The sequence below is a fragment of the Streptomyces sp. NPDC052040 genome (genome assembly GCF_044548405.1).
Lineage (GTDB): Bacteria > Actinomycetota > Actinomycetes > Streptomycetales > Streptomycetaceae > Streptomyces.
Map to the genome: position 1 here is coordinate 936745 of NZ_JBIUBV010000001.1, position 20365 is coordinate 957109.

Below are 20365 nucleotides of genomic sequence, written 5' to 3' on the forward strand. Positions count from 1 at the left end.
TAAAGAACAAGCTGAATGCGTGTTCCCAAACCTGAGACACAGAGGTAAAGTGAGGGTAAATTTTCCTCGTGGAGGTGGTTTGTGAAGACCCATCAGAACGCGGCTGTCATCGCTGCCGGCGTCGCGCTCGCTACGCTGCTCGGGGCGGCACCGGCGTCCGCAAAGATCACCGCGCCGGACAGAGACGGAAAGCCGACAGCCCTGTACGAGGAGGGGGACCTCTCCTCGTACCTCAGCTTCCTCAACATCCCGGACCGGATCAGTTCGGGGCATCTCCCAGCCTATGACTCAGTCAACGACCGGGAAGTCAGCACGGCGGACGCCACCAACGCGGTCAGTATCGCTCAGGTCAGCCAGTACATCAGGGACAAGTTTGCAGACACCGGCTCCATAGATATTCGCGTCAATCCCGGGGAAGTTCCCCTGGGCGGCGGAATGTCTGTCAATGCAAGTGGCAGGAGCACAAAGACCAAGGTGGCCTTCATGTCCGGGCCTCACTGGGGGAAGACGGACTACGGGTTCGTGGGGAAGCTGGAGGAGAAGTACCCCCGAGTGGCCACCACGGACGGAGTGGGAAGCCTGATGAACCTCACTTACACCGTGTCGTCCACAACGACCAATACGACGGCTCACACGACCGGCTGGACCCTTGGCGGTAAGGTCAGTGCGAATGCCTCCGGGAAAGACGGTACACCGGGAGTCGGAGGCGAGTTCAACTTCTCTTACACCGATACGACGACCACTACGGACACGCAGTCAGGGACCATCTCGCAGGCTATGGACCTGCGTGTGCCCGACAGGGCAACCGGCTGGCTTGAGGCCCGCTTCAACGGCGGAGTGTATGTGGGATGGGTCGTCGCCACGACCGGCGACCACCGCTACAGCCTCTACCCGGCCAGGGTGAGCTACAAGACACCAGACAGGGACGTTGCCCGAAACGTGACGTGGGTTCCCCGCGGACGCACCACGCCCATCTTCTGAGCTTGTCCGACCTTTTTCAAGCGGGGGTCTGAGCTGTCATTCGTGGGATGGGCAGGCCCGGGGGTTCTGGGTATGGCTAACGGTAGCCCCGGGATCGGTGGGACCGCGTCCAGCAGTGGCAGGAGCTGGGTGACGTCGTGCCGGTTGCCGCCGGTGAGCGTGACGGCGAGCGGGGTTCCGTGGCGGTCGACGATCACATGGTGCTTGGAGCCGGGACGGGCGCGGTCGACGGGCGAGGGTCCGGTGTGGTCCCCCCTTTGAGTGCTCGCACGTGGGACCCGTCCACAGCGCAGTCGCTCAGGTCCAGCAGGTCGGCGCGGCGAAGCTCGGTCAGCAGGGCGGCGTGCAGGCACGGCCAGACACCGGCCTCTGTCCAGTCCCGCAGCCGGCGGCAGGCCGTCACCCCCGAGCAGCCGACGGTCTCCGCGGGTACGTCGCGCCAGGCGACACCGGTCCGCAGTACGTACAGGACGCCGGCGAGTGCTGCCCGGTCCGGAACACGCAGCCGTCCGGGGTAGCGGTGGCGTCGTTCGGGAGCGGGCGGCAGCAGCGGAGCAACCCGCTCCCACAGGTCGTCAGGAACAAGGTCAGCACGCATCCCTGCCACCCTGCCGACCAAGATCGCCGAGCGCAGGACCCACAGCTCAACTCATTCTGAAATGATCAGTTAAAGGCCGGTGACGAGGTTCGTGGAGCGGGCAGGGGCTTTTGCTACTGGTCCGACAGCGAATAGAAGGGCATCTTCCGGTAGGTCGGCAGTGCGGGATCGTCGGCCCTGGGCTGGAACGCCACCAGTGGGGTGACCAGCCAGGTGGCGAGCTTGCGTTCCTGGCGAGCGAGCCACTGTGCCTGATAGAGCATTCCGCTGCCTGTGCCCACCAGCGAGAGCCCGGCCGGGACTCCGAACCTGTAGGCGCTGAACAGACCAATCCCCAAGCCGATCAGCAGTGGCACGGCCATGTTCCGGGAAATGGCTTCGAAAGTCGCTTCGCGGGCGGTCACCGGTGCACCCTGCGGAGCGGGGGTGACCTGGTCGAGCCGGGCCTGGAACCAGGCGCGGCGGGGGCCGGCGAACCAGAGGAAGGGCACCGCAAAGAGCGCCGTCGCGAGCAGAACAGCGGCCACCGTGCCGAGTCCACCCGTATTACCGAAGGCGACAGGCAGCGAACCGACCATTCCCACCAGCAGAGTCAACGTGCCCATGGAACGGGTGGAGGCGACCGCTCCGGCGAGGCGGGGGTGAGTGTTCATGCGTTCCTTCTGTCCGGCGTCCGAAGATGGTCGGTCCACGCCCTGGGGGAGCGGTCCGGGTGAGGTGCCGTGTGGTGCGGTGGTGGTCAGGCCGTGGCTGCGGGAGCCGGAGCGGGGGTGTGGTGCGGTTGTTGCATGTGGGTGAGTCTGCGGACGAAGACGATGGCGAGAATCGCCGCCACCGCGTTGAGGAGGTCGCCGAGTGCGATGATGGCGACCGCGTGGCGCAGACCGTCGAGGGTGTTCGAGGAGTTGCTGAGGCTGGAGCCGGCCCGGGCGATGACGGCGGAGGCGACGGTCAAAGTCCACCAGGCCGTGAGCGGGGTCTTCGGGACGGTGCGCCATGAGCCGTCGGGGGCGGTCTGGGCGCTGGCCTGCCAGATTTCGCTTGCGACGCGGTAGGGCAGCCACAGATTGCCGACGGGGACCAGCCAGGCGCCGATGGCCCATCCGCGGGCCATGGTGCATATGTCCTGAGCGAAGTACTCGGCGTTGACACGTGCCCGGTAGAACCAGGCGATGAAGACGACCCCGGTGACCAGGACGGCGCCGATCTGGGCCTTGCCGGCCACGTCGAGGACGTGTGCGTCGTGGGCGAGCTGATCGGTGCGGTCGGCCAGCGCGGTGCCCAGGTGGCTGTACAGGCCGGCATCGGCCCACAGGGCGAAGACGTCGACCGCGGCGGCGACACCGAGCAGCACCGAGACGGCCGCGGCCAGACCCGACACCGAACGCAGCGCAGAACCGCCGACCGGTCTGTCGGCAGGATCGTAGGGACCGTAGGACATGACAAAACTCCCCCGACGGAATGCGTCCTCACCCGCGAGTGAGGATCAGTTGAATGTGTACGCGCCACCGCGCGGGCCAGGGCGGGCTGCGGGGTTCCTTCTCTGGCCGTCCAGGCACCGGAAAGGCGGACCGCGTCGCTGCCCCGTTACGATTCCCGGCCGTCTCGCCTGCTCAGGGCGGCGGACGTGAACGCCTCCGGTCAGCACAGGAGTTCTAGGCGCGTCGCGGTGATCCTACCTGTGAAGAACCTGTGCGTGAACACCACGGCCGCCTCGGGCTGCACCACGGTGCACAGCCGCATACGTGAGCGCCGTTCGTCGATCGGGATGGCCGTGCCGCTTGCAGGTGTACAGGGCCAGAAGTAGATCCCGTTGTCAGCCGCGCGTCACTCCGACACGGAACTCGTCGAAGATGCTCAGCGGGGACGTCATGTACTGCACTCCCAGGGCTCGGCGGGAGGTGGCAAAGTCCGCCCATTGGACACGGAAGAGTGGCTCTGCGCGGCTCGAACGAAGACAGTCGTACAGTGCGTCGAGGTTCGAGCCGAAGTAGCCTCCAGGACCGTTGACGGCCTCACCAAGGGCGCAGTACAGCCCGGCCTTGGTGGTGATGCGGCCGCCGTCGAGGGCAACGACCTCCGAAGTTCCGCCGAGCTTGCCTTGGCGGTCGGCCGTGAACCACGCGTTCTGCACGACGTGCAGCCAGCTCTCGTGATACGAGTCGGGGTAGCCGGCCCACTCCCCGTATGTGACAGGCTCCGCGGAAGCCCATCTGCGCCAGATCTCTCCGGCTTTCGGGTATTCGCACGTGTAGCCGGAGAAGGAGAGGGAGCCGTCCTGGGCAGGGGGAGTGAGACGCACCCGTCCGAGGTAATAGCCGCCGGTTGGTTGCTGTCTGTGTCCGAGTACCTCCAGGTATCCGCCCTCGGTGCTCCGGAGATGGGCGTGAAGTGACCGGACTCCGGTGAAGATCAGTGTCCGCGGCGTGTCCAGGTCGACGTCGACGAAGAAGCCATGCAGGTCGTCGGCTGCCAAAAGGACGTCCTGTGTCTCCTGGGCAGTGAGGCGATAGAGGGGTGGGCCAAGGATTTCGTGGATCAATTGCATCAGACCAATCAAAGTGGGTTTGCCCTGCGCCGATCGGGACACGCGGTGGGGCGTTGGACACCCGGTGGCAGGACTGCGGGTGGTCCGAAAACCGAGAGACGGATGGCTGTGCAATGCGGGATGCCCGGCCGGGTTCACCCCGGCCGGGCACCTCCTCGCGCTGACGTGGCTTGATCAGAGACTTGTGCGTGCCACCTCTTCACGCATCAGCCGATGCCGGGCTCCACGTCGCACCGGCGCGGCATGGCGGCCTCAATAGCCGAACCGCAGATCGGGCAGGCTGCGCAGGATGGCCCGCACCTCGTCCTTCGTCCCGCCTGTACGCGTCTGGAAGTCGCGATCGTCACCCGACTCGACCGCTTCGCTCATCAGCGACAACACGAGGAAGAACTCCTCCCGGGGCATGGAGACCACGATCTCCGCACCACGATCCTCCACCTGCATGGTCCAATCCCTCTGTTCCGGCCTGAAGCGCGTGTGACAGGGCGGAAGAGCCCCGCCGGTCCAGGACCAACGGGGCTCTTCCGTCCGGCGTACTAGTCTGCGGGACCCAGGGTCCAGGATCCCTCGAGAGTCGTCCGCGCTCCGCCGGCCGTCACCCGTAGGTCCTCCCACTCGACTGCTGCCGAGAGAGCGTCCTCGCTCCAGATGGAGTCCGGCCCCGCGTTCACTCGCTCCACCTTGTCGCCGACTTCCAGAAGCAGCTGAAGGTCCTCATGTGCGAGCGAGCCGTCGGCCGCTCTGGCGCGAGCTACATGCAGTACGTCATCGAACTGAAGCAGCAGCTCGTCCGCCCCCACGGCCGACTCCCGCAGGTATGCGACCTGACGATCGGCCGTGGCGCTGAGCAGGTCCAGCACGGCCAGGGACCACTGGTGGAAGCCTGCCAGCTTTCGATCATCGGTCACCTGATGATCCCTCCCAGGTCTCCTTCCGGGCCCACGACTCGCCAGTAGGCGCCAGGGCCATGATGACCGCCACCAGGATTCCACCTGAGCATCCGCCCGGTCGGATTCCCACGCTCGGTGTACTCGCGGATCACCCAACCGCCACCTTGGTTGAGTCCCCTTCCGAGCCCTTCTTCCCGACGAAGAACGGACGAACCTGATCCGGCGTGACGCCGCCGCTCAGCACGGAGGGCGTGTCGAAGATGTCATCCGCCGAACGGACCCCGGGAAGCTGTCCGGCCTGCTCACTGAGATTCTTGCGCAGGCGTTCACGGCTGGCCGCACTCGTAGGGCAGTCCGAATTGTGGACGAGGATCGGCGTCTCGCCTGCCAGTACGTAGTACGTGTGCAGATCGGTGACGGTGAGGTTGTAGGTCCGGGCGGTCTTCTCGAAGGAGCGGTTGTTTCGGACGGTGACGGTGGTGCCGTCGACGGTCCGGAGGGTCGCCCCTGCGCGCAGCCGGCCGGCCCCCACCCAGGCCCCGGCCGACGGTGACCAGAACGGATGCTCGTTCGTGGCGGTGAGATGCTCGATGCCGCGGCGGGTGGCGATGGTGAGGTCGTTGAAGCGCTTGTCGTGTTCGGTGATGATCAGGTCGGTCACCGTCCGGGCTCCGGTGACTCCCCTCACCGGGTCAGTGGCGAGAACAAGGTCTCCCATGCCGACGGACTCGATGTTCTTCGTCGAGCCGTCCGCCATGAGCACCTTGGTGCCGGCAAGGAAGCACTTGAGGCAGGCTTCCGCTTCCTTCGCTGCCTTTGCGGCGCGGGATGCCTCAGCGATCTCCTCGACGCCGTCGGCGGCCTTCTTGAGCAGTCTCAGCTTGCCGATGGGGAGTACGCCGACAACGGCGAGGGTGCACTTGCCGAGCGTGGGGTCCTTGGCGCAGTCGATGAGGTCATTGATGCCGAGAACCTCCATGCCGCCCTTGAGCAGGAGCTTGGCCAGGTCCGGGGACGCTTCAGGCAGTTCGACCGGCTGGCCGGCCAGCCCACACGGCGGGAGCTCGTCCCGGGACATGTAGGCGATGCAGTGCTTCTCGTTCTTTGCCTGCTCCTCCTTCTCGCGCTGCTGCCTGCGCTGCTCCTCCGCCTGCTTCCTGGCCGCGGCTTCCTCGGCCCGGCGTTTGGTGGCCACGTCCGACCATGCCTTGGATGCCTCGGTCTTGGCCTCGGAGGCACTCTTGCGCGCCACCATGGCCTGCCAAGAGGCGTCGTCGGCCGCGTCGTTGGCGGCGGAGGCCGAGTCCCGCGCGTATGAGGCGGACCATTCTGCCTGGTCGGCGGATTCGTTGGCGTCGGCGGCGTCCTGGTCGGCGCGGTCGGCGGCGCCGCGGGCGGTCTTTGCGGAGTCGGCTGCCTGGTCGGCGCTGGTCTGTGCCTGGGCGGCGGACTTCTTGGCGTTGGCGGCGTACGTGTTCGCCTGCTCGGCGTTCTGCTGTGCCTCGGCCGCCGCCTGCTTGGCTTCGTCCTTGGCGTTCTTGGCGGTTGCGGCTGCCTTGGCTGCCAGGGCGCTGTCCTTGCGCGCGTTGGCGGCTACGCCGTCGGCCTCGTCGAGGAGGCGCTGCATCTGGGCGGTGTGGGTCTGGGTGAGTTTGTCCTTGCGGTCGGCCATGTACTGGCCGACCTGGATGAACTCGTGGAGCTGGTCGGCGGGGCCGGTCAGCGCGACCTTCGCGGCTGCCTTCACCTCCGGTCCGCCGTCGTTGACGAGCTTGGCCGCGAGGACCCGTTCGTCCTGGTTGCGGGCCTGGTACTGGCCGCCGTTGAGGAAGGACTGCATGGCCCCGGGGCTGCCGTCGGCGAGGGCGGCCTTGGAGGCGTCCTTGACGGCCGGTCCACCGGCGTTGTTGATCTGGGCGACGAGGACCCGGTAGTCGGTGGTGGCCACCGTGTACTGGCCTGTGGTGTAGAAGTCGCGGATCTGCTGGTCGCTGCCCTTGAGGGCCTCGGTCGCGCCGGTGCGCACACTCTCGTACGGGCTGGACTGGGACAGGTCGGTGACCTGCTGACGGATCTCGTCCGTCTCCGCCTGCTTCGCACCGGTACGCAGATAGTCCAGGACCGCGTCATCATCGCCGGACAGGGCCCGGGCGGCCGCTTCCTGCCGCCAGGCTCCGTACTGCTTCAACGCGCGCAGCGCCACGGCGCGGCCCTCGGCCGCGATGGCCTTGGTGTCGGCCTGGGGTTTGTCGGCCTCGGCCGCCAGCGCCGCGGTGTCCTCGCCGATCTGCTTGTCCTCCAGGGCGACCTTGGCCAGCTGGGAGGTGAAGGCGTCCGCACCGTCCTTCTGCGACTGGGCGGATTCCATCGCCGCATTCGTGCGGGTCGCGAGATCCTCGGCCTCGGTCTTGCGGGCGATGGTGAACACCTTGTGCGCGGTGGCGGCGGCCTTGGTCGCGGTGTCGGCGGCTTCCTTGGCCTTGCCGGCCTGCTTGGCCGCCTCGTCGGCCGCCTTCGAGGCCTCGCCCGCGTGCTTGGCGGCCTCCTCCGCGGCATCCGCCGCGTTCTCCGCGTGCGTGGCCGCGGAGTTCGCCGCGTCCCGTGCGTCAAAGGCGGCCTGGGCGGACTCGCCTGCCAGGGCCTCGGCCGCGTTCGCGGCCCGGTTCGCCTCGCGGGCGTGGCGACGGGTCTCAGCAGCGGCGGCCTGCGCTTCGCCGGAGTGGACACCGGCGGCATCCGCCGCCCGGTTGGCATCGTCGGCGGCATCCGCAGCCGCGTTCGCGTCACTGACCGCACCCAGCGACGCCTTGGCCGCGGCACCGGCGGCCAGCGAAGCCCTGGCTGCCTGTTCGGCGGCGGCCGCAGACGACTTCGCCAGCGCTCCGGCGGCGCGGGCCTGCTTGGCCGAGTCCCGTGCCGCGCCCGCCTTGCTCTTGTCGTTGGCCGCATCGGCGGCGGCCTTGGAGGCGGCTCCGGCCGCGTTGGCGGCAGCGGTCGCCGCCGCGGCGGTCTGCGCGGCGGCCAGCGCCGCGATGCGCGCCGAACGGTCGGCGGCGTTCGCCGCGCTGATCGCAGTCTGCGCGGCCCCGGCGGCGGCCCGTGCCGCCTCGGCTGCCTGCCGTGCCTTGGCCGCAGCCTCCTGCGAGTCGTTCTTCGCCGCGGCGGTCTCCTTCGCGGCGGTCTGCGCTGCCTCCTTGGCCAGAGCCGAAGCGGCAACCGCCTTGGCCGACGCCTCCTGCGCCGACTTCGTGGCGTCGTCCGCCTCCGCCCCGGCCTGCTCGGCCTGCTCGGTCAACTGCTCGATCGTGGCGTGCTCCTGGTCACGATCGCGCGCGGTGAACTGCCCGACCTCCAGGAACTCGACGATGTCGTCCGGGGTTCCCTGCAAGGCGACCTTCCCGGCCGCCTTCATCGCCGGACCACCCGAGCCGATCAGCTTCGCGACCTCGACCCGGTTGTCCGTCTCACGCGCCGTGTACTGGCCCTCGGCCAGGAACTTCGCGACGTCTTCCGGCGAGCCTTGCAGCGCTGCCTTGCCCGCCTCCTTGACCCCGGGGCCGCCGAGGTTGATGACCCTTGCGGTCTCGACGCGCTGGTCCTGCTCCTGGGGAGCCTGCCAGCCCCCGGTCAGGAACGCGGCCACGTCGGCCGGCGTCTTCTGCGGTGCGAGCGCGGCCTTCGCCGCCTCACGCACCGCCGGACCGCCGGCGTTGATGACCCGGGCGACATCCACCCGGTCGTCCACAGCCTGAAGAGCCGGCTCGTCGTGGAGGAACGCGCGGATGTCGTCGTCACCGCCGAGCAGCGCCCGCTCGGCAGCCTCCTTGACACCAGTGCCACCGGTGCTCCAGTACTCGACCACCAGCCCGCGGGAGATGAAGAGGTCCGAGTCGTCGTCCGCCGCCGTGGCGGGCGAGGCAGCGAGGAGCCCGGCCGCCAGGGCGACCGGCAGCAGGCCCGCGGTCGCGCTGCGCAAGGTGGTCCGACTCCGGGCCCGTATGTACTCGGTGGCCCGGATGCGCGACGCCCGCACAGGGCGCCAGCGTTTTCTCATGCGAAGTCCTTTTGTGCCTAATGGCCTGCACGACTCCCACCGCGGGCGCCGCCGCCCACCTCTGCGTCCGTCCCGTCACAGCGAACGGAACCGTGCATGCAATGCGCTGGTCAGACGCAACTGGGCAGGGCAAGCCAGGGCAGGGCCGCAACTGGCCTGAATCGTGGGGGAGATGGGGGGTGCTTCACGTGTACTTTACATGTGCTTCACTAGTGCACCCCATTTGGGGAATGTCAAGCACGCATTGACCGGAAGGAACTCCTGATGACGTCTCGCACCGGAAGAGCCCTTGTTGTGGGAGCTATAGCGGTTGCCGTTGGGCTTCGTCACACTTGCGTGGGGCGCGGGGGACTCCCCGGCTGAACCCGGGCCTGCCGACGCCCAAATGCCGTCCGCGGTCGAGACGTTCGACTATCCCGGAGCGGCGAAGATCCAGGCGGAACAGAAGATCACCCTCAAGCGCGGCGACGGCCACATCATGCTCACGGACTGCAATTCGGCCTTCGACATCAAGGTCGAGTCCCGCAGCGCGGGCATGTTCTACTGCTTCAAGGTCAGCGGCAAGCAGGGGTACCTGACCATGGAACTCCCCGACGCCTACGGCATTTGGACCCAGGACCACCCGGTCCGCGCCACGCTCACCGCGGACGGCAAGCAGACCGTCGTCAACGCCCCCAAGAACGACTTCACGCCGGTCGGCGAGTCAGGCGACACCAGCAAGCGATCCGTCCTCGTCGAACTCCGCGTCGCAGGCTGAGCCCCTGCACGAGCACCACCGTCGGCCGATTCGGGCAGACCATCCCGAACGTGCCGCGCCGACCAAGCTCGCCAGTCTTCTTCTCACCGACTCACCGACTCACCGACTCACCGACCTCACAGGAAACGGGGAATCTTCATGTCCGGCTTTCGTCCGCGCACCACGCGGACCAGCGGCCTGATCGCCGCTGCCACCCTGGCGGCCGCCGCCCTGTCGGCCACGCCCGCGACTGCTGTATCGGGCCCGCAGGCTCCCGCCGCAACATCGGCCGCCATCGCACGGCTCAACATCGTCGACGACGACGGTCAGCGCGGCTGTTCGGCCACTCTCGTCGCCCCGCAGTGGCTGCTAACGGCCGCGAGCTGCTTCACCGACACCCCGGGCAAAGCCCTCGCCTCCGGCGCCCCGAAGCTGAAGACGACCGCCACCATCGGCGGCACCGCCCAGCAGGTGGTGAATCTGGTGCCACGAGCCGGCCGTGACGTGGTGATGGCTCAACTGGCCAAGCCGGTCAGCGGCATCACCCCGGTCCCGGTCTCCGGTACTGCCCCCGCCGCTGGGGACGAGGTCCAAGCCGCCGGGTTCGGGCGCACGCACGACGAGTGGGTGCTCGACCAGGTCCACACGGCCGCCTTCACCGTCCAGAACACCGGCGCCACTACCCTCGACCTGGCCGCCAAGTCGGACGGCGCGGCGGTCTGCAAGGGCGACACCGGCGGCCCGGTGCTGACCGCCGCCGACGGGCACACCGCAGTCGCGGGTGTCAGCAGCCTGTCCTGGCAGGGCGGTTGCCTGGGCACCGACCCGGCGGAGACCCGCACCGGGGCCGCGGCCGCCCGTGCCGACGACCTGGCCTCCTGGGTCCAGCAGGTCGCCTACAGCCCGACCTTCGCGGCGGCGCCGTGGAAGAACGCCGTGCAGATGACGACCGGCTACTACACCGGCGGCTCCGACGGCGGCACCCGCCGTATGGACCTGATCGTCGTCTGGAACGACGGCGAAGTCACCCTCTACCAGGGCGGCGACGGCAGTGACCCCGCCCACCCCTTCACCGCCGAGCACCAGCTGGCGCGCCCGAAGAGCATCTGGGCCAAGGCCCTGTCCGTGACCAGCGTCAACACCGGCGGCGACACGGACGGGCTGGTGGTGCGCTGGATCGACGGCGAGATGACCCTCTACCCGACCGTCGACGCCAAGGGCTTCCACGGCGAGAAACAGCTCGCCCCGCCCAAGACCGCGATCTGGAAGGACGACGTCCACCTCCTGACCGCCGGCCGCTTCACCCCGGGCGGCCACCGCGACGACCTGCTGGTCGACTGGAAGGACGGCCACGTCTCCGTCTTCAGCGACCTGGCCGCCAACGGGCTGAAGAAGCAGACCCAGACCGTCGCCAAGAACAACACCTGGCCGTCCGCCACCCAGCTCACCACCGGCTCCTTCACCGGCAAGGACACCGACGACCTGCTGGTGCGCTGGATCGACGGCGAGACCACCATCTACCCCGGCCTGACCGCCAAGGCCCTTCCCGGCGAGATCAAGATCCGCCCCGCAAAGTCGAACTGGAAGGACACCACCGTGGTCGCCGCCGGCGCCTTCACCACCAACACCGCCGCCGACGACATCCTCGTCCGCTGGAACGACGGGCACGTCTCCCTCTTCCCGGGCACGGACGCGGGCGGCCTGCACGACGAAGTCCCGCTCGCACCTGCCGGCTGACCACCGGCCACAGATCCCGAGGGGCGGCACCCGGCAACCGACGGACCGCCCCTCGGCCTGGCCTCCGCAACGCCGCCCGGCCCCGACACATCCTCACCCCCGCCTCCTTCGCCGTCGTCCTCCGTGCGCTTAAAGGCCGTTGGCCGAGTTCCTGGGGGTCGGCGAATAGCGTGGTGAAAGTGGGACGTTGCGGCCCTGTCAGCTTTCCCGGCATCTCGCTTACATGAGCGGAGAGCCCCGGTGTCCGTGCGACCGGCCCCGGGGCATGGCCGATGGAGAGAGCAGACACATGCCGCAACCTGCGATGCGGGTCCGCCGGACCGGACACCCCGGCTATAGCGAGACCCTGCCGCGCGAACCCGAGAGCGCCGCCACCGCGCGGCGTCTCACGAACGCCGCCCTTTCCCACTGGGGTTTGGAGGAGTTGGCCGAGGACGCCGCGCTGATCGTCTCCGAACTGGTGGCCAATGCCGTCCATCACGCCCGGCGGGAATCCATCCGCGTAGTGGTGGAGCGCACTGCCGTGCGCACGGTACGCGTGTCCGTCGCGGACTTCTCCCCGGCGCGGCCCGTCGAGCGAGAGGCGGCCGATGGTGACGAGGGTGGCCGCGGCCTGATCCCGGTGGCGGCGTTGGCGGCCGACTGGGGCACGGACGAGCGGCACTGGGGCAAGATCGTGTGGGCGTGTTTGGGGGGATGCGGGTGACCACTGGAGACTCTCCCACGCGCAGCATCGCCCGAGCCCAGCTGTCGCAGCTGATCGAGATGTTCGGCGTGGACGGGTGCCTGCGGATCGGCACGCTCCATGAAACCGACACGACCGGCTGGGCCCCGGGCTTCGCCATCGATAGCGGGGAGTTGGAGGGCGGCGAGCGGAGTTGAGTGTCACCTGGGAGAGGTTGCGTCCCGGGCGGGGGCATCGTTGAAGCTAGCGTGCGGATCCTTCGGCCAGTCCCTTGAGGGTCAGCAGTTGTTTGCGCATCATGATGAGATCGCCCCAGGCCATGAGGCGGCGGCGCAGTCTTCGGCGTAGGGTTCCGCCGGTCTCTGCGACGACCTTCACGATCAGGCGTGACCCGTCGGCGTGCGGACGTACGGTGTAGCTCACCGCCATCTGGCCGTGCCGCTCGGCAAGGGGTTCGGGGAGTCGGCCGGTGATGTGCTCGTCGGTCTGGAAGCCGGTGATCTCGAAGACGAGGAACGGCTGTCCCACGGAGAGGTCCGGCAGGCCCGGGACGAGTTCGTGCGGACTTCTGCGGCCCCGGAAGTCGATCCAGTCGTAGCTGTACGGGGCGATGGTCAACTGGCGCAGCCAGCGGAAGACGAGGTCGGGCGGAGCCGCGACATCGACCGCCCGTATCCAGACTTCGGACGGCGCGGTGACCATCCCGTCGCACGGATACGGCGCACTGCGCTCATTGCTGGTGGCCCCCCAGACCCGCCCGGTAAAATCCATACCAAGACCCTATCGTCCGCCAGGACGTCGGCGGGCGGCCCCGGTCAGCGTTCCCGGCGGACGGCCAGGAGGGCCGCGTCGTCCGTCAGGCCCGCGTCGGCGTGGGCGCGGACGTCCACGAGCAGCTGGTCCAGCAGGGCGTCCGGGTCCCGGTGCGGCAGCGAGGCGCAGCGCTGGGCGAGCGGGTAGAAGCGGTTGGCCGCGTCGCGTGCCTCGGTCACGCCGTCCGTGTAGAGCAGCAGCAGGTCCCCGCAGTCGAAGTCGAGCGTCCGGGAGTGGTAGTCACCGCCGACCAGCCCGAGGAGGGCCAGCGGCGGGGCCTCCTCGGGCGGCGAGACCTCATCCACCGCTCCGGCGTGGTACAGCAGCGGCGGCGGGTGCCCGCAGTTGACCACCACGGCTGGTTCCGGTGCCTCGGGGAACCCCACCAGCACCGCCGTGACGAACTCCTCGCTCTCCGGGCGCCGGGCGAGCGCCATGTCCAGCCGCCGGGCGACCGCCGCCAGGTCCGGTTCCGCCCGGGCGGCCTCGCGGAAGACTCCCAGGACATCGGCGGCGGTCTCCACGGCGCCGAGCCCCTTACCGCACACGTCGCCGACGAGCAGCCGCACGCCGTACGGGGTACGCAGTACCTCGTACAGATCGCCGCCGATCCGTGCCTCGGCCTCCGCGGCCACGTAGCGGACCGCGACCACGAGCGGGCCCATCCGCCTCGGCACCAGCCGCAGCAGTGCCCGCTGGGCCGCCTCGGCGATCGTGCGCACGCTGGTCAGCTCCCGTTCCTGGGCCGCCAGTGCCGCGACATTGGCGCAGCCGAAGAAGGTGACCACGGCGACGGTGGCCGCCGCGGTCGCCATGACCACCATGGGCACATCGGCGTCGTAAAATGCCATGCCCACGACCAGCAGGACGGCGATCAGGCCGACCACCAGCGGGTCGGCGATCCGCCGGGTGCCCACGCTCGCCAGTACCGGGAGTACGGCGAGGACCGGGGCGAAGGTGATACCGGGCCCGGTGGCGAAGTCGGCCGCCACGGCCGCCACGGCCAGCAGATAGCCGCCGATCGTGAGCCGTCGCGACCAGCGGGGCAGGAACCGGGCGCGGCGCAGGACCACCTTGGGTGGCCCTTCGGGTTTCACGACATCAAGCACTGGACTGCCTTTCCGTCCCGCTCGCCGCCTCGGCCGAGCCGTTCTCCCCTCAGCGTCACTCACCTGCCGCTTCCCCGCTACAGAGGTCCGCCTCCGGCTGCGGGGCGAGGGGGAGCCCGGGGAAGCGTTTCCTGGTACGAGGTGTTCTTTGGGCAAAGGGATCGGCATCGATCACCCAATGATCACTCAATGGCCTTGTCCTGTGCATGACTCACGCGATGGGATGCGCCCAGCCTATTCGTGCGGCTTCGGCCCACTCAGGGAGAATTCATGCGCATAGCCCGTACAGGGCGGGGCGTCGCGGCCTCCACGGCCGCCACCGCCGCCCTCACCGTCGCCGCTCTGGCGACCGCCCCGCTGCCCGGCGGTACCACCGCCGCGCACGCCGCCGTACCGCACACCAAGGCGGTACCGGCCATCGCCGGGCACACCCTGGTCCACGGCCTGAGCAGCCCGGTCTCCATCGAGCAGTGCCAGGCCAAGTGGAAGATCAACTGCTACACGCCGCTCCAGTACCGCACCGCGTACGACCTGAACCCGCTGTACCGCAAGGGCGTCACGGGCAAGGGGCGCACCATCGTCATCGTGGACTCGTTCGGATCCCCGACGATCCAGCACGACCTCGATGTCTACAGCAAGCAGTTCGGCCTGCCCAGCACCAAGGTCAACGTGGTCAAGTGGGGCAAGGTCCCCGTCTTCGACCCCAAGAACTCCGACATGACGGGGTGGGCCGGCGAGACCACCCTCGATGTCGAGATGGCCCACGCCGTGGCGCCCGGCGCGAAGATCGTCGTGGTGGAGACGGCGGTCGCCGAGACCGAGGGCACCACCGGCCTGCCGGAGATGATGAACGCCGAGAAGTACCTGATCGACCACGGTGTCGGCGATGTCATCAGCCAGAGCTTCGGGGCCACCGAGAACACCTTCCCCGGCTTCGAGAAGGGTGACTTCTCCAGCATCCAGAAGCTGCGCTACGCCTTCGCGGACGCCTACCGCAAGCATGTGACCGTGCTGGCCTCCTCCGGCGACGGCGGTGCCACCGACAGCACCGCGGACGGCAAGGGCTACTACAAGGAGCGCGTCAACTCCTGGCCCTCCTCCGACCCGCTGGTCACCTCCATCGGCGGCACTCAGCTCCACCTTGACGACAAGGGCCAGCGCGTCAAGCCGGACAGCGTCTACAACGACTACGGCGCGGGCGGCGGCGGCCAGTCCCACGTGTTCGGCCGCCCGGGCTACCAGAACGGCGTGCGGGGCATCGTCGGCAACCGCCGCGGCACCCCGGACGTGTCGATGGCTGCCGCGGTCAACGGCGGCGCCTGGGTGTACTCCAGCTTCGACCCGACCGCCACCGGCTGGGACGTCAGCGGCGGCACCAGCGAGGCCTGCCCGCTCTTCTCGGGTGTCATCGCCCTGGCCGACCAGGCGGCCGGACACCGGGTGGGCAACATCAACGAGGCGCTGTACCGCCTCGACCGGCGCAAGGACACCGGGATCGTCGACGTCAAGGACGGTACCGACAACAGCTACGAGGGTGTCACCGGCTACAAGGCCGTGCCCGGCTATGACATGGCCACCGGCGTGGGCACCGTGGACGCGCTGCGCTTCGTGCCCGCCCTCGCGCGGGAGAGCCGCCGCGGCTGACCTGCCGCTGTCGCACCGGGGCTGCTCCTGACGGAGCCGCTGCCGGGGAGCTCCTGACGGAGCCGCTTGCAGGAAGCTTCCAGGAAACAGGACGGCCCGGGCTTTTCAGCCCGGGCCGTCCGTCGTCCGTGGTCCCGCGGGTCCTGTGGCCCGTGGTCCGTCGTCCTGCCCGAGGGCAGGGGTGGGCGGGAGGGCACCACGGTCAGGTGCGCCCGGTCGGCCGGAACAGTTCCGGGTTGTCCCGCACGTACTCCCGTACGCCCTCCGCGGGCCGACCGGTGATCTCCTCCACCACATGGGTCATCCGGTCGTAGCGGTTCTCCGCGTGCAGTCGCGCCATCGTCGTCACATGGTCGACGACATGGTCCGGCAGGCTCTGTGCGCGCATCGCCCGCTCGAACTCGTCGAAGGGCACGTCGACATAGGTCACCGGGCGTCCCAGCATCGCGGAGAACTCCTCTGCCATGGACCACATGTCCTGCGAGCGGGGGCCGGTCAGTTCGAGGGCACGGCCGATGTACGGGCCGGGGTCGGCGAGCACGGCGGCGACCACCCGTGCCACGTCCGCGGCCGCCACGGGAGAGGTACGGCCCCGCCCGAAGGGCAGCCGGATCGTCCCGTCCCGCGCGATCGAGGCGTAGCAGAACACCCGGAACAGGGGGTTCTCCAGAAAAACCGTCGGCCGTACCTCGGTGACAGGGAGGCCGGACCAGTCGAGCAGCTGCTCGGTGAGCCAGTGCTCGCGCTGCTGTGTGGACTCGGCCGTGCTGGTCAGGTCCATCTGGGAGACCGTCAGCTGGGACATGTTGACGTAGACCTCCAGCCGGCCGTGGGCGCGCGCCGCGGCGGCGGTGACCAGCGCCGCCCGGAGGTACTGGTCGGACACGCCCATGCCGAAATACAGGCGGTGACAGCCGTCCAGCGCCCGGACCACATCGGCCGGGCGCGTCAGGTCTCCCACGGCCACCTCGGCGCCCAGGGCCCGCAGCGCGTCGGCACGCTCGTCCTCCCGGTGCACGAAGGCCCGTACCGAGAGCCCCCGCCGCCGGAGGTCGGCGGTCACCCGGTGCCCCACGGACCCCACGCTCCCGGCCGCGCCCGTCACCAGAATGAGCGGAGTGTCGACCACCATGGCTCCCGGGTGTTCCGACCGTTCAGTGGGCTCGGTCCGCCGATGGCGGAGGCGGTCCCCGCCGATCCGCGGCGGAGCGGGACAACCCAGGCGCGCCCCGGCGGCACGGCGTGCCGCCGCCGACGGGGCTGCCCGGTCCCCGTCATCGCGGTAGGGCCACGACGGTGGAGCGCCCGAGGATCTTCCCTCGGGCGTCGAGCGCCCTCACCTGGAAGTACGGGCCCCGGACGGCCGTGGGGACGGCGGTCTCGAACCCTGTCCGGGGCGTGCGCCCGACGACCACACGCAGCGAGCGGGGGTCCCTCCCGGCGAGCACCTGCCAGGCACGCGTTTCGGTCGAACCGTTCCAGGACGCGTAGACGGTGCTCCGGCCGCCCGTTGTCCGGGCCGCCGCGCTCGGCGGGTAGTAGGGCTTACCGGTCCACGCGTGGCGGAAGGCCCGGTACGAGATGTCGGAACCCGGCATACGCGCGTCGTAGAGCAGGTTTCGCGCGCCCTGGCCCTCGGAGTTTCCCGCACCCGAGTACTCGGAGTAGTACGACTCCTGACCCCAGCCGATGAACTCATGGGCGCGGGGGAGGCCTTGGGTGTCCCCCTGGGACGCCGAGTAGAGCCCCGGTGCGTGGTAGTAGGTCCGCGCCGCCGTCGCACGGCGGGTGTGGGGGTCGATTTCCAGGATCAGGCCGTGCGACTGCTGTTCGGGCGGGTTCGGCTCATTGCAGCAGCCGTCGTCGAACATGCTGATCCGGTGGCCCGGCCGGAAGCGGGCGTCGTGCTGCCAGAAGAACTCTGCGTCCGGACCGAAGGTGAAGTCGCTCTTCCTGCCGCCTAGTTGCCAGACAATCCCACCCGTCTTCCGGGTGATGTCGTAGACGGCCCACATGTTCCGGGCGGAGACCAGCAGATGGCCTTCAGAGTCCTCGTCGATCGAGTTCATGTGGTACGCGTCCCACACACCGCCGGAGGAGGAGGCGTCCGAGGCGGGCACCTCGGAGTAGGCGGGGTCCACATGCCGCAGCATGTCCCAGGAGAAGACGAGCTTCCCGGTGGCCAGATCCACTTCCTGCACCTCGCTGTCCTCGATGGCTCCGTTCCTCGGGCCGCCGTAGCGGGTGAGGTCCATCGGCACCGGCTTGGAGGCGATGAACAGCGCGGTCCCCCTGCGGGTCAGCAGGAACTCGTGCTCGTCCGCGTTGAAGCCGTGGCGTGCGAAGACCGTTCGGAGCAGGTGGTAGTGGTCGTCGTAGACGTAGTAGCACCCGCCGGGCTCCGGCGCCCCGCCCGGCAGGTTCGTGTACCAGGGGGGAATGGCGAGGCTTCCCTGCCACCAGGTCAGCACCGGCTGAGACCTGTGGGTCCTGGGGTCGCGGTACCTCTGCACCCGGAAGTCGGCGTTCTGGAGGTTCGAGTAGGACAGCGGCCGGAACCACACCGGACTGCCGGAGTCGTCGACGATCAGCGAACCCGTCTGGCCGACCGGGCGGCTCAGGTTGTACGGAGCGACGAAGATGTGTCCGTCGGCCGTGCCCGGCCTCCTGGTGGTGACCGTGACCCGCATGGGGTGGAGGGCCGGGGCGGACACGAAGCTCCACACCCCGGGTCCCGAGGTGATCGGTGCGGGGACGTGCCCCGTCGGGGGGTACGGCCGTGTCGCGCACGGCGGACGGCCCTGGGCCCCGGGACGGGCTGCCGATTGCGCGGGCCCGCGTCCGTCCGCCAACGCGTCCGGCTTCGTCCCGAGCCCCGCCGTGCCGGTCGCCACCAGCACCGTCGCGATCGCCCCCCACCGACGCCATCCGCCCCTGGTCATGCCCCTGAGCATCGTCTTCTCCTGTTCCCCGTGATGCGGGGAGCCCGCATCACGGGGAACGATCTCCCGGGCGGCGACGATGGACGGGGAGGCAGCCGCGCCCGGTAACCGGTCCGGCTCAGGGACGGCACCCGGTCGGACCACGGAAGCTGTCCGGGCGCCGCCTTCCGGTCACGCCGGGGTCTCCGGGCGGCCGGGTGCGCCCCAGAGGGTGTGGAAGCTGCCCTCGCGGTCGGTGCGCCGGTAGGTGTGGGCGCCGAAGTAGTCGCGCTGGCCCTGGGTGAGGGCGGCCGGAAGGCGTTCTGCGCGCAGACCGTCGTAGTACGACAGGGCCGCCGAGAACGCGGGCGCGGGGACGCCCCGGCGGGCCGCGATGGCCACGACCTCGCGCCACGGCACCTGCGCGTCCTTGATCTCCGCCGCGAAGCCCTCGTCGGACAGCAGGCTCACCAGACCCGGGTCCGCGGCACAGGCGGCGCGGACCCGGTCCAGGAAGGCAGCCCGGACGATGCAGCCCCCGCGCCAGATCCGGGCGACCGCGCCCAGGTCGATGCTCCAGCCGAACTCCTCGGCGGCGTCCACGATCATCTTCCAGCCCTGGTCGTAGGCGATCAGCTTCGAGGCGTAGAGGGCCTGCTCCACCTGCGCGGTGAAGCGGTCGGCCTCGTACGGGCCGAGCCCCCCGCCGGTGCCCCCGGGCAGCCCCCGGTAGACGGCGCGCAGGGCGGTCTGGCCGGAGGCGGCGCGGGCGAAGGTGGCCTGGGCGATCGCGGTCACCGGGGAGCCCAGCTCCAGCGCGGTCTGCACGGTCCAGCGCCCGGTGCCCTTCTGCCCGGCGGCGTCGGCGACCACGTCCACGAACGGGCGGCCCGTCGCCGCGTCCACCTGGGACAGCACCTCGGCCGTGATCTCGATCAGATAGGAGTCCAGACGGCCCTTGTTCCAGGCGCGGAAGATCTCGGCGATCGCCGCGGGGGAGTGGCCGGCGACCTGGCGCAACAGATCGTAGGCCTCGCCGATCAGCTGCATGTCGGCGTACTCGATCCCGTTGTGCACCATCTTCACGAAGTGCCCCGCGCCGTCCGTGCCCACATGGGTGGTACAGGGCTCGCCGTCGACCTTGGCGCTGATCTTTTCGAACATCGGGCCGAGCGTGGCATACGACTCCGGTGAGCCGCCGGGCATGATGCTCGGCCCGTTGAGCGCCCCTTCCTCACCCCCGGAGACGCCCGCGCCGACGAAGTGGAGCCCGTGCTCGCGCAGGGCGCGCTCCCGGCGCCGGGTGTCCGCGAAGTGGGCGTTCCCGCCATCGATGATCATGTCGCCGGGCTCCAGGAGCGGGACGAACTCCTCGATCACCGCGTCGGTGGCCGGGCCCGCCTGCACCATGATCATGAGACGTCGGGGGCGTTCGAGCGCCGCCACGAACTCCTCGGCCGTCCCGGCGGCCACGAACGCGCCCTCGTGCCCGAACTCCTCGACCAGCGCAGCGGTCCGGGCGGCAGTGCGATTGTGCACGGCGACGGTGTATCCGTTCCGGGCGAAGTTCCGGGCCAGATTGCGGCCCATCACCGCCAGCCCCGTGACGCCGATCTTCGCGGTCGCCTGCATGCTGTGCTCCTCGAATC

Annotated in this window: 17 protein-coding genes and 1 pseudogene; 6 read left to right on the plus strand and 12 right to left on the minus strand. The window is 69.5% G+C overall.

Annotated features, from left to right (window positions below; translation table 11 throughout):
- Window positions 1-81: 81 nt before the first annotated feature.
- The gene (locus tag ACIHAA_RS03995; protein ID WP_399812696.1) at window positions 82-981 is read left to right on the plus strand and encodes a hypothetical protein; all 900 of its coding nucleotides are present in this window, start codon (window positions 82-84) and stop codon (window positions 979-981) included.
- Between the two features lie 86 nt (window positions 982-1067).
- Here the strand turns inward: ACIHAA_RS03995 and ACIHAA_RS04000 are convergent.
- The 7 genes and pseudogenes from ACIHAA_RS04000 to ACIHAA_RS04030 form a co-directional block, all read right to left on the minus strand.
- A pseudogene (locus ACIHAA_RS04000) lies at window positions 1068-1579 on the minus strand (IS5 family transposase); the annotation flags it as partial.
- Between the two features lie 113 nt (window positions 1580-1692).
- Window positions 1693-2232 (minus strand): hypothetical protein, encoded by a 540-nt coding sequence (locus ACIHAA_RS04005; protein WP_399812699.1) that lies wholly within the window; start codon window positions 2230-2232, stop codon window positions 1693-1695.
- Between the two features lie 86 nt (window positions 2233-2318).
- Window positions 2319-3020, minus strand: coding sequence for a DUF4328 domain-containing protein (locus tag ACIHAA_RS04010; protein ID WP_399812702.1), 702 nt, complete (start codon window positions 3018-3020; stop codon window positions 2319-2321).
- A gap of 375 nt (window positions 3021-3395) precedes the next feature.
- Window positions 3396-4127, minus strand: a complete 732-nt coding sequence (locus ACIHAA_RS04015) for a barstar family protein (protein WP_399812705.1) — start codon at window positions 4125-4127, stop codon at window positions 3396-3398.
- A gap of 252 nt (window positions 4128-4379) precedes the next feature.
- Complete coding sequence (locus tag ACIHAA_RS04020; RefSeq protein ID WP_399812708.1) at window positions 4380-4571, minus strand: hypothetical protein; 192 nt, start codon at window positions 4569-4571, stop codon at window positions 4380-4382.
- 92 nt (window positions 4572-4663) lie between these two features.
- Window positions 4664-5035 (minus strand): hypothetical protein, encoded by a 372-nt coding sequence (locus tag ACIHAA_RS04025; RefSeq protein WP_399812711.1) that lies wholly within the window; start codon window positions 5033-5035, stop codon window positions 4664-4666.
- Window positions 5036-5165: 130 nt separating this feature from the next.
- Window positions 5166-8993: a polymorphic toxin-type HINT domain-containing protein gene (locus ACIHAA_RS04030; RefSeq protein WP_399812713.1), complete on the minus strand. Its 3828-nt coding sequence runs from the start codon at window positions 8991-8993 to the stop codon at window positions 5166-5168.
- A 463-nt stretch (window positions 8994-9456) separates the two neighbouring features.
- Here ACIHAA_RS04030 and ACIHAA_RS04035 point away from each other — a divergent pair, with 463 nt between their 5' ends.
- From ACIHAA_RS04035 to ACIHAA_RS04050, 4 genes are all read left to right on the plus strand, one after another.
- On the plus strand, window positions 9457-9828 hold the full coding sequence (locus ACIHAA_RS04035; RefSeq protein WP_399812716.1) for a hypothetical protein: 372 nt from the start codon (window positions 9457-9459) through the stop codon (window positions 9826-9828).
- A 138-nt stretch (window positions 9829-9966) separates the two neighbouring features.
- The gene (locus ACIHAA_RS04040) at window positions 9967-11544 is read left to right on the plus strand and encodes a trypsin-like serine protease (RefSeq protein WP_399812719.1); all 1578 of its coding nucleotides are present in this window, start codon (window positions 9967-9969) and stop codon (window positions 11542-11544) included.
- 289 nt (window positions 11545-11833) lie between these two features.
- Window positions 11834-12250: an ATP-binding protein gene (locus tag ACIHAA_RS04045; RefSeq protein ID WP_399812722.1), complete on the plus strand. Its 417-nt coding sequence runs from the start codon at window positions 11834-11836 to the stop codon at window positions 12248-12250.
- Window positions 12247-12426 (plus strand): hypothetical protein, encoded by a 180-nt coding sequence (locus tag ACIHAA_RS04050; protein ID WP_399812725.1) that lies wholly within the window; start codon window positions 12247-12249, stop codon window positions 12424-12426. The genes ACIHAA_RS04045 and ACIHAA_RS04050 overlap by 4 nt, the downstream gene beginning before the upstream one ends.
- 46 nt (window positions 12427-12472) lie before the next feature.
- Here the strand turns inward: ACIHAA_RS04050 and ACIHAA_RS04055 are convergent, their stop codons facing one another.
- A complete protein-coding gene (locus ACIHAA_RS04055) occupies window positions 12473-13000 on the minus strand; it encodes a hypothetical protein (RefSeq protein WP_399812728.1) in 528 nt (175 codons plus the stop codon).
- 44 nt (window positions 13001-13044) lie between these two features.
- Window positions 13045-14139 carry a PP2C family protein-serine/threonine phosphatase gene (locus ACIHAA_RS04060; RefSeq protein WP_399812731.1) on the minus strand — a complete coding sequence of 365 codons (1095 nt, stop codon included), beginning with the start codon at window positions 14137-14139 and terminating at the stop codon, window positions 13045-13047.
- Window positions 14140-14421: 282 nt separating this feature from the next.
- On the opposite strand from ACIHAA_RS04060, the gene ACIHAA_RS04065 reads away from it, so the two are divergent.
- On the plus strand, window positions 14422-15795 hold the full coding sequence (locus tag ACIHAA_RS04065) for a S8 family serine peptidase (protein WP_399812734.1): 1374 nt from the start codon (window positions 14422-14424) through the stop codon (window positions 15793-15795).
- A 202-nt stretch (window positions 15796-15997) separates the two neighbouring features.
- Here ACIHAA_RS04065 and ACIHAA_RS04070 read toward each other — a convergent pair whose 3' ends face one another.
- The 3 genes from ACIHAA_RS04070 to gndA all read right to left on the minus strand — a co-directional run bounded on the left by ACIHAA_RS04070 (window position 15998) and on the right by gndA (window position 20348).
- Window positions 15998-16927: an NAD(P)H-binding protein gene (locus ACIHAA_RS04070; RefSeq protein ID WP_399812737.1), complete on the minus strand. Its 930-nt coding sequence runs from the start codon at window positions 16925-16927 to the stop codon at window positions 15998-16000.
- A 142-nt stretch (window positions 16928-17069) separates the two neighbouring features.
- Window positions 17070-18509 (minus strand): arylsulfotransferase family protein, encoded by a 1440-nt coding sequence (locus ACIHAA_RS04075; RefSeq protein WP_399812740.1) that lies wholly within the window; start codon window positions 18507-18509, stop codon window positions 17070-17072.
- 399 nt (window positions 18510-18908) lie between these two features.
- Entirely contained in the window at window positions 18909-20348 is a 1440-nt protein-coding gene (gene gndA / locus ACIHAA_RS04080; protein ID WP_399812744.1) for an NADP-dependent phosphogluconate dehydrogenase, read from the minus strand.
- Window positions 20349-20365 lie beyond the last annotated feature (17 nt).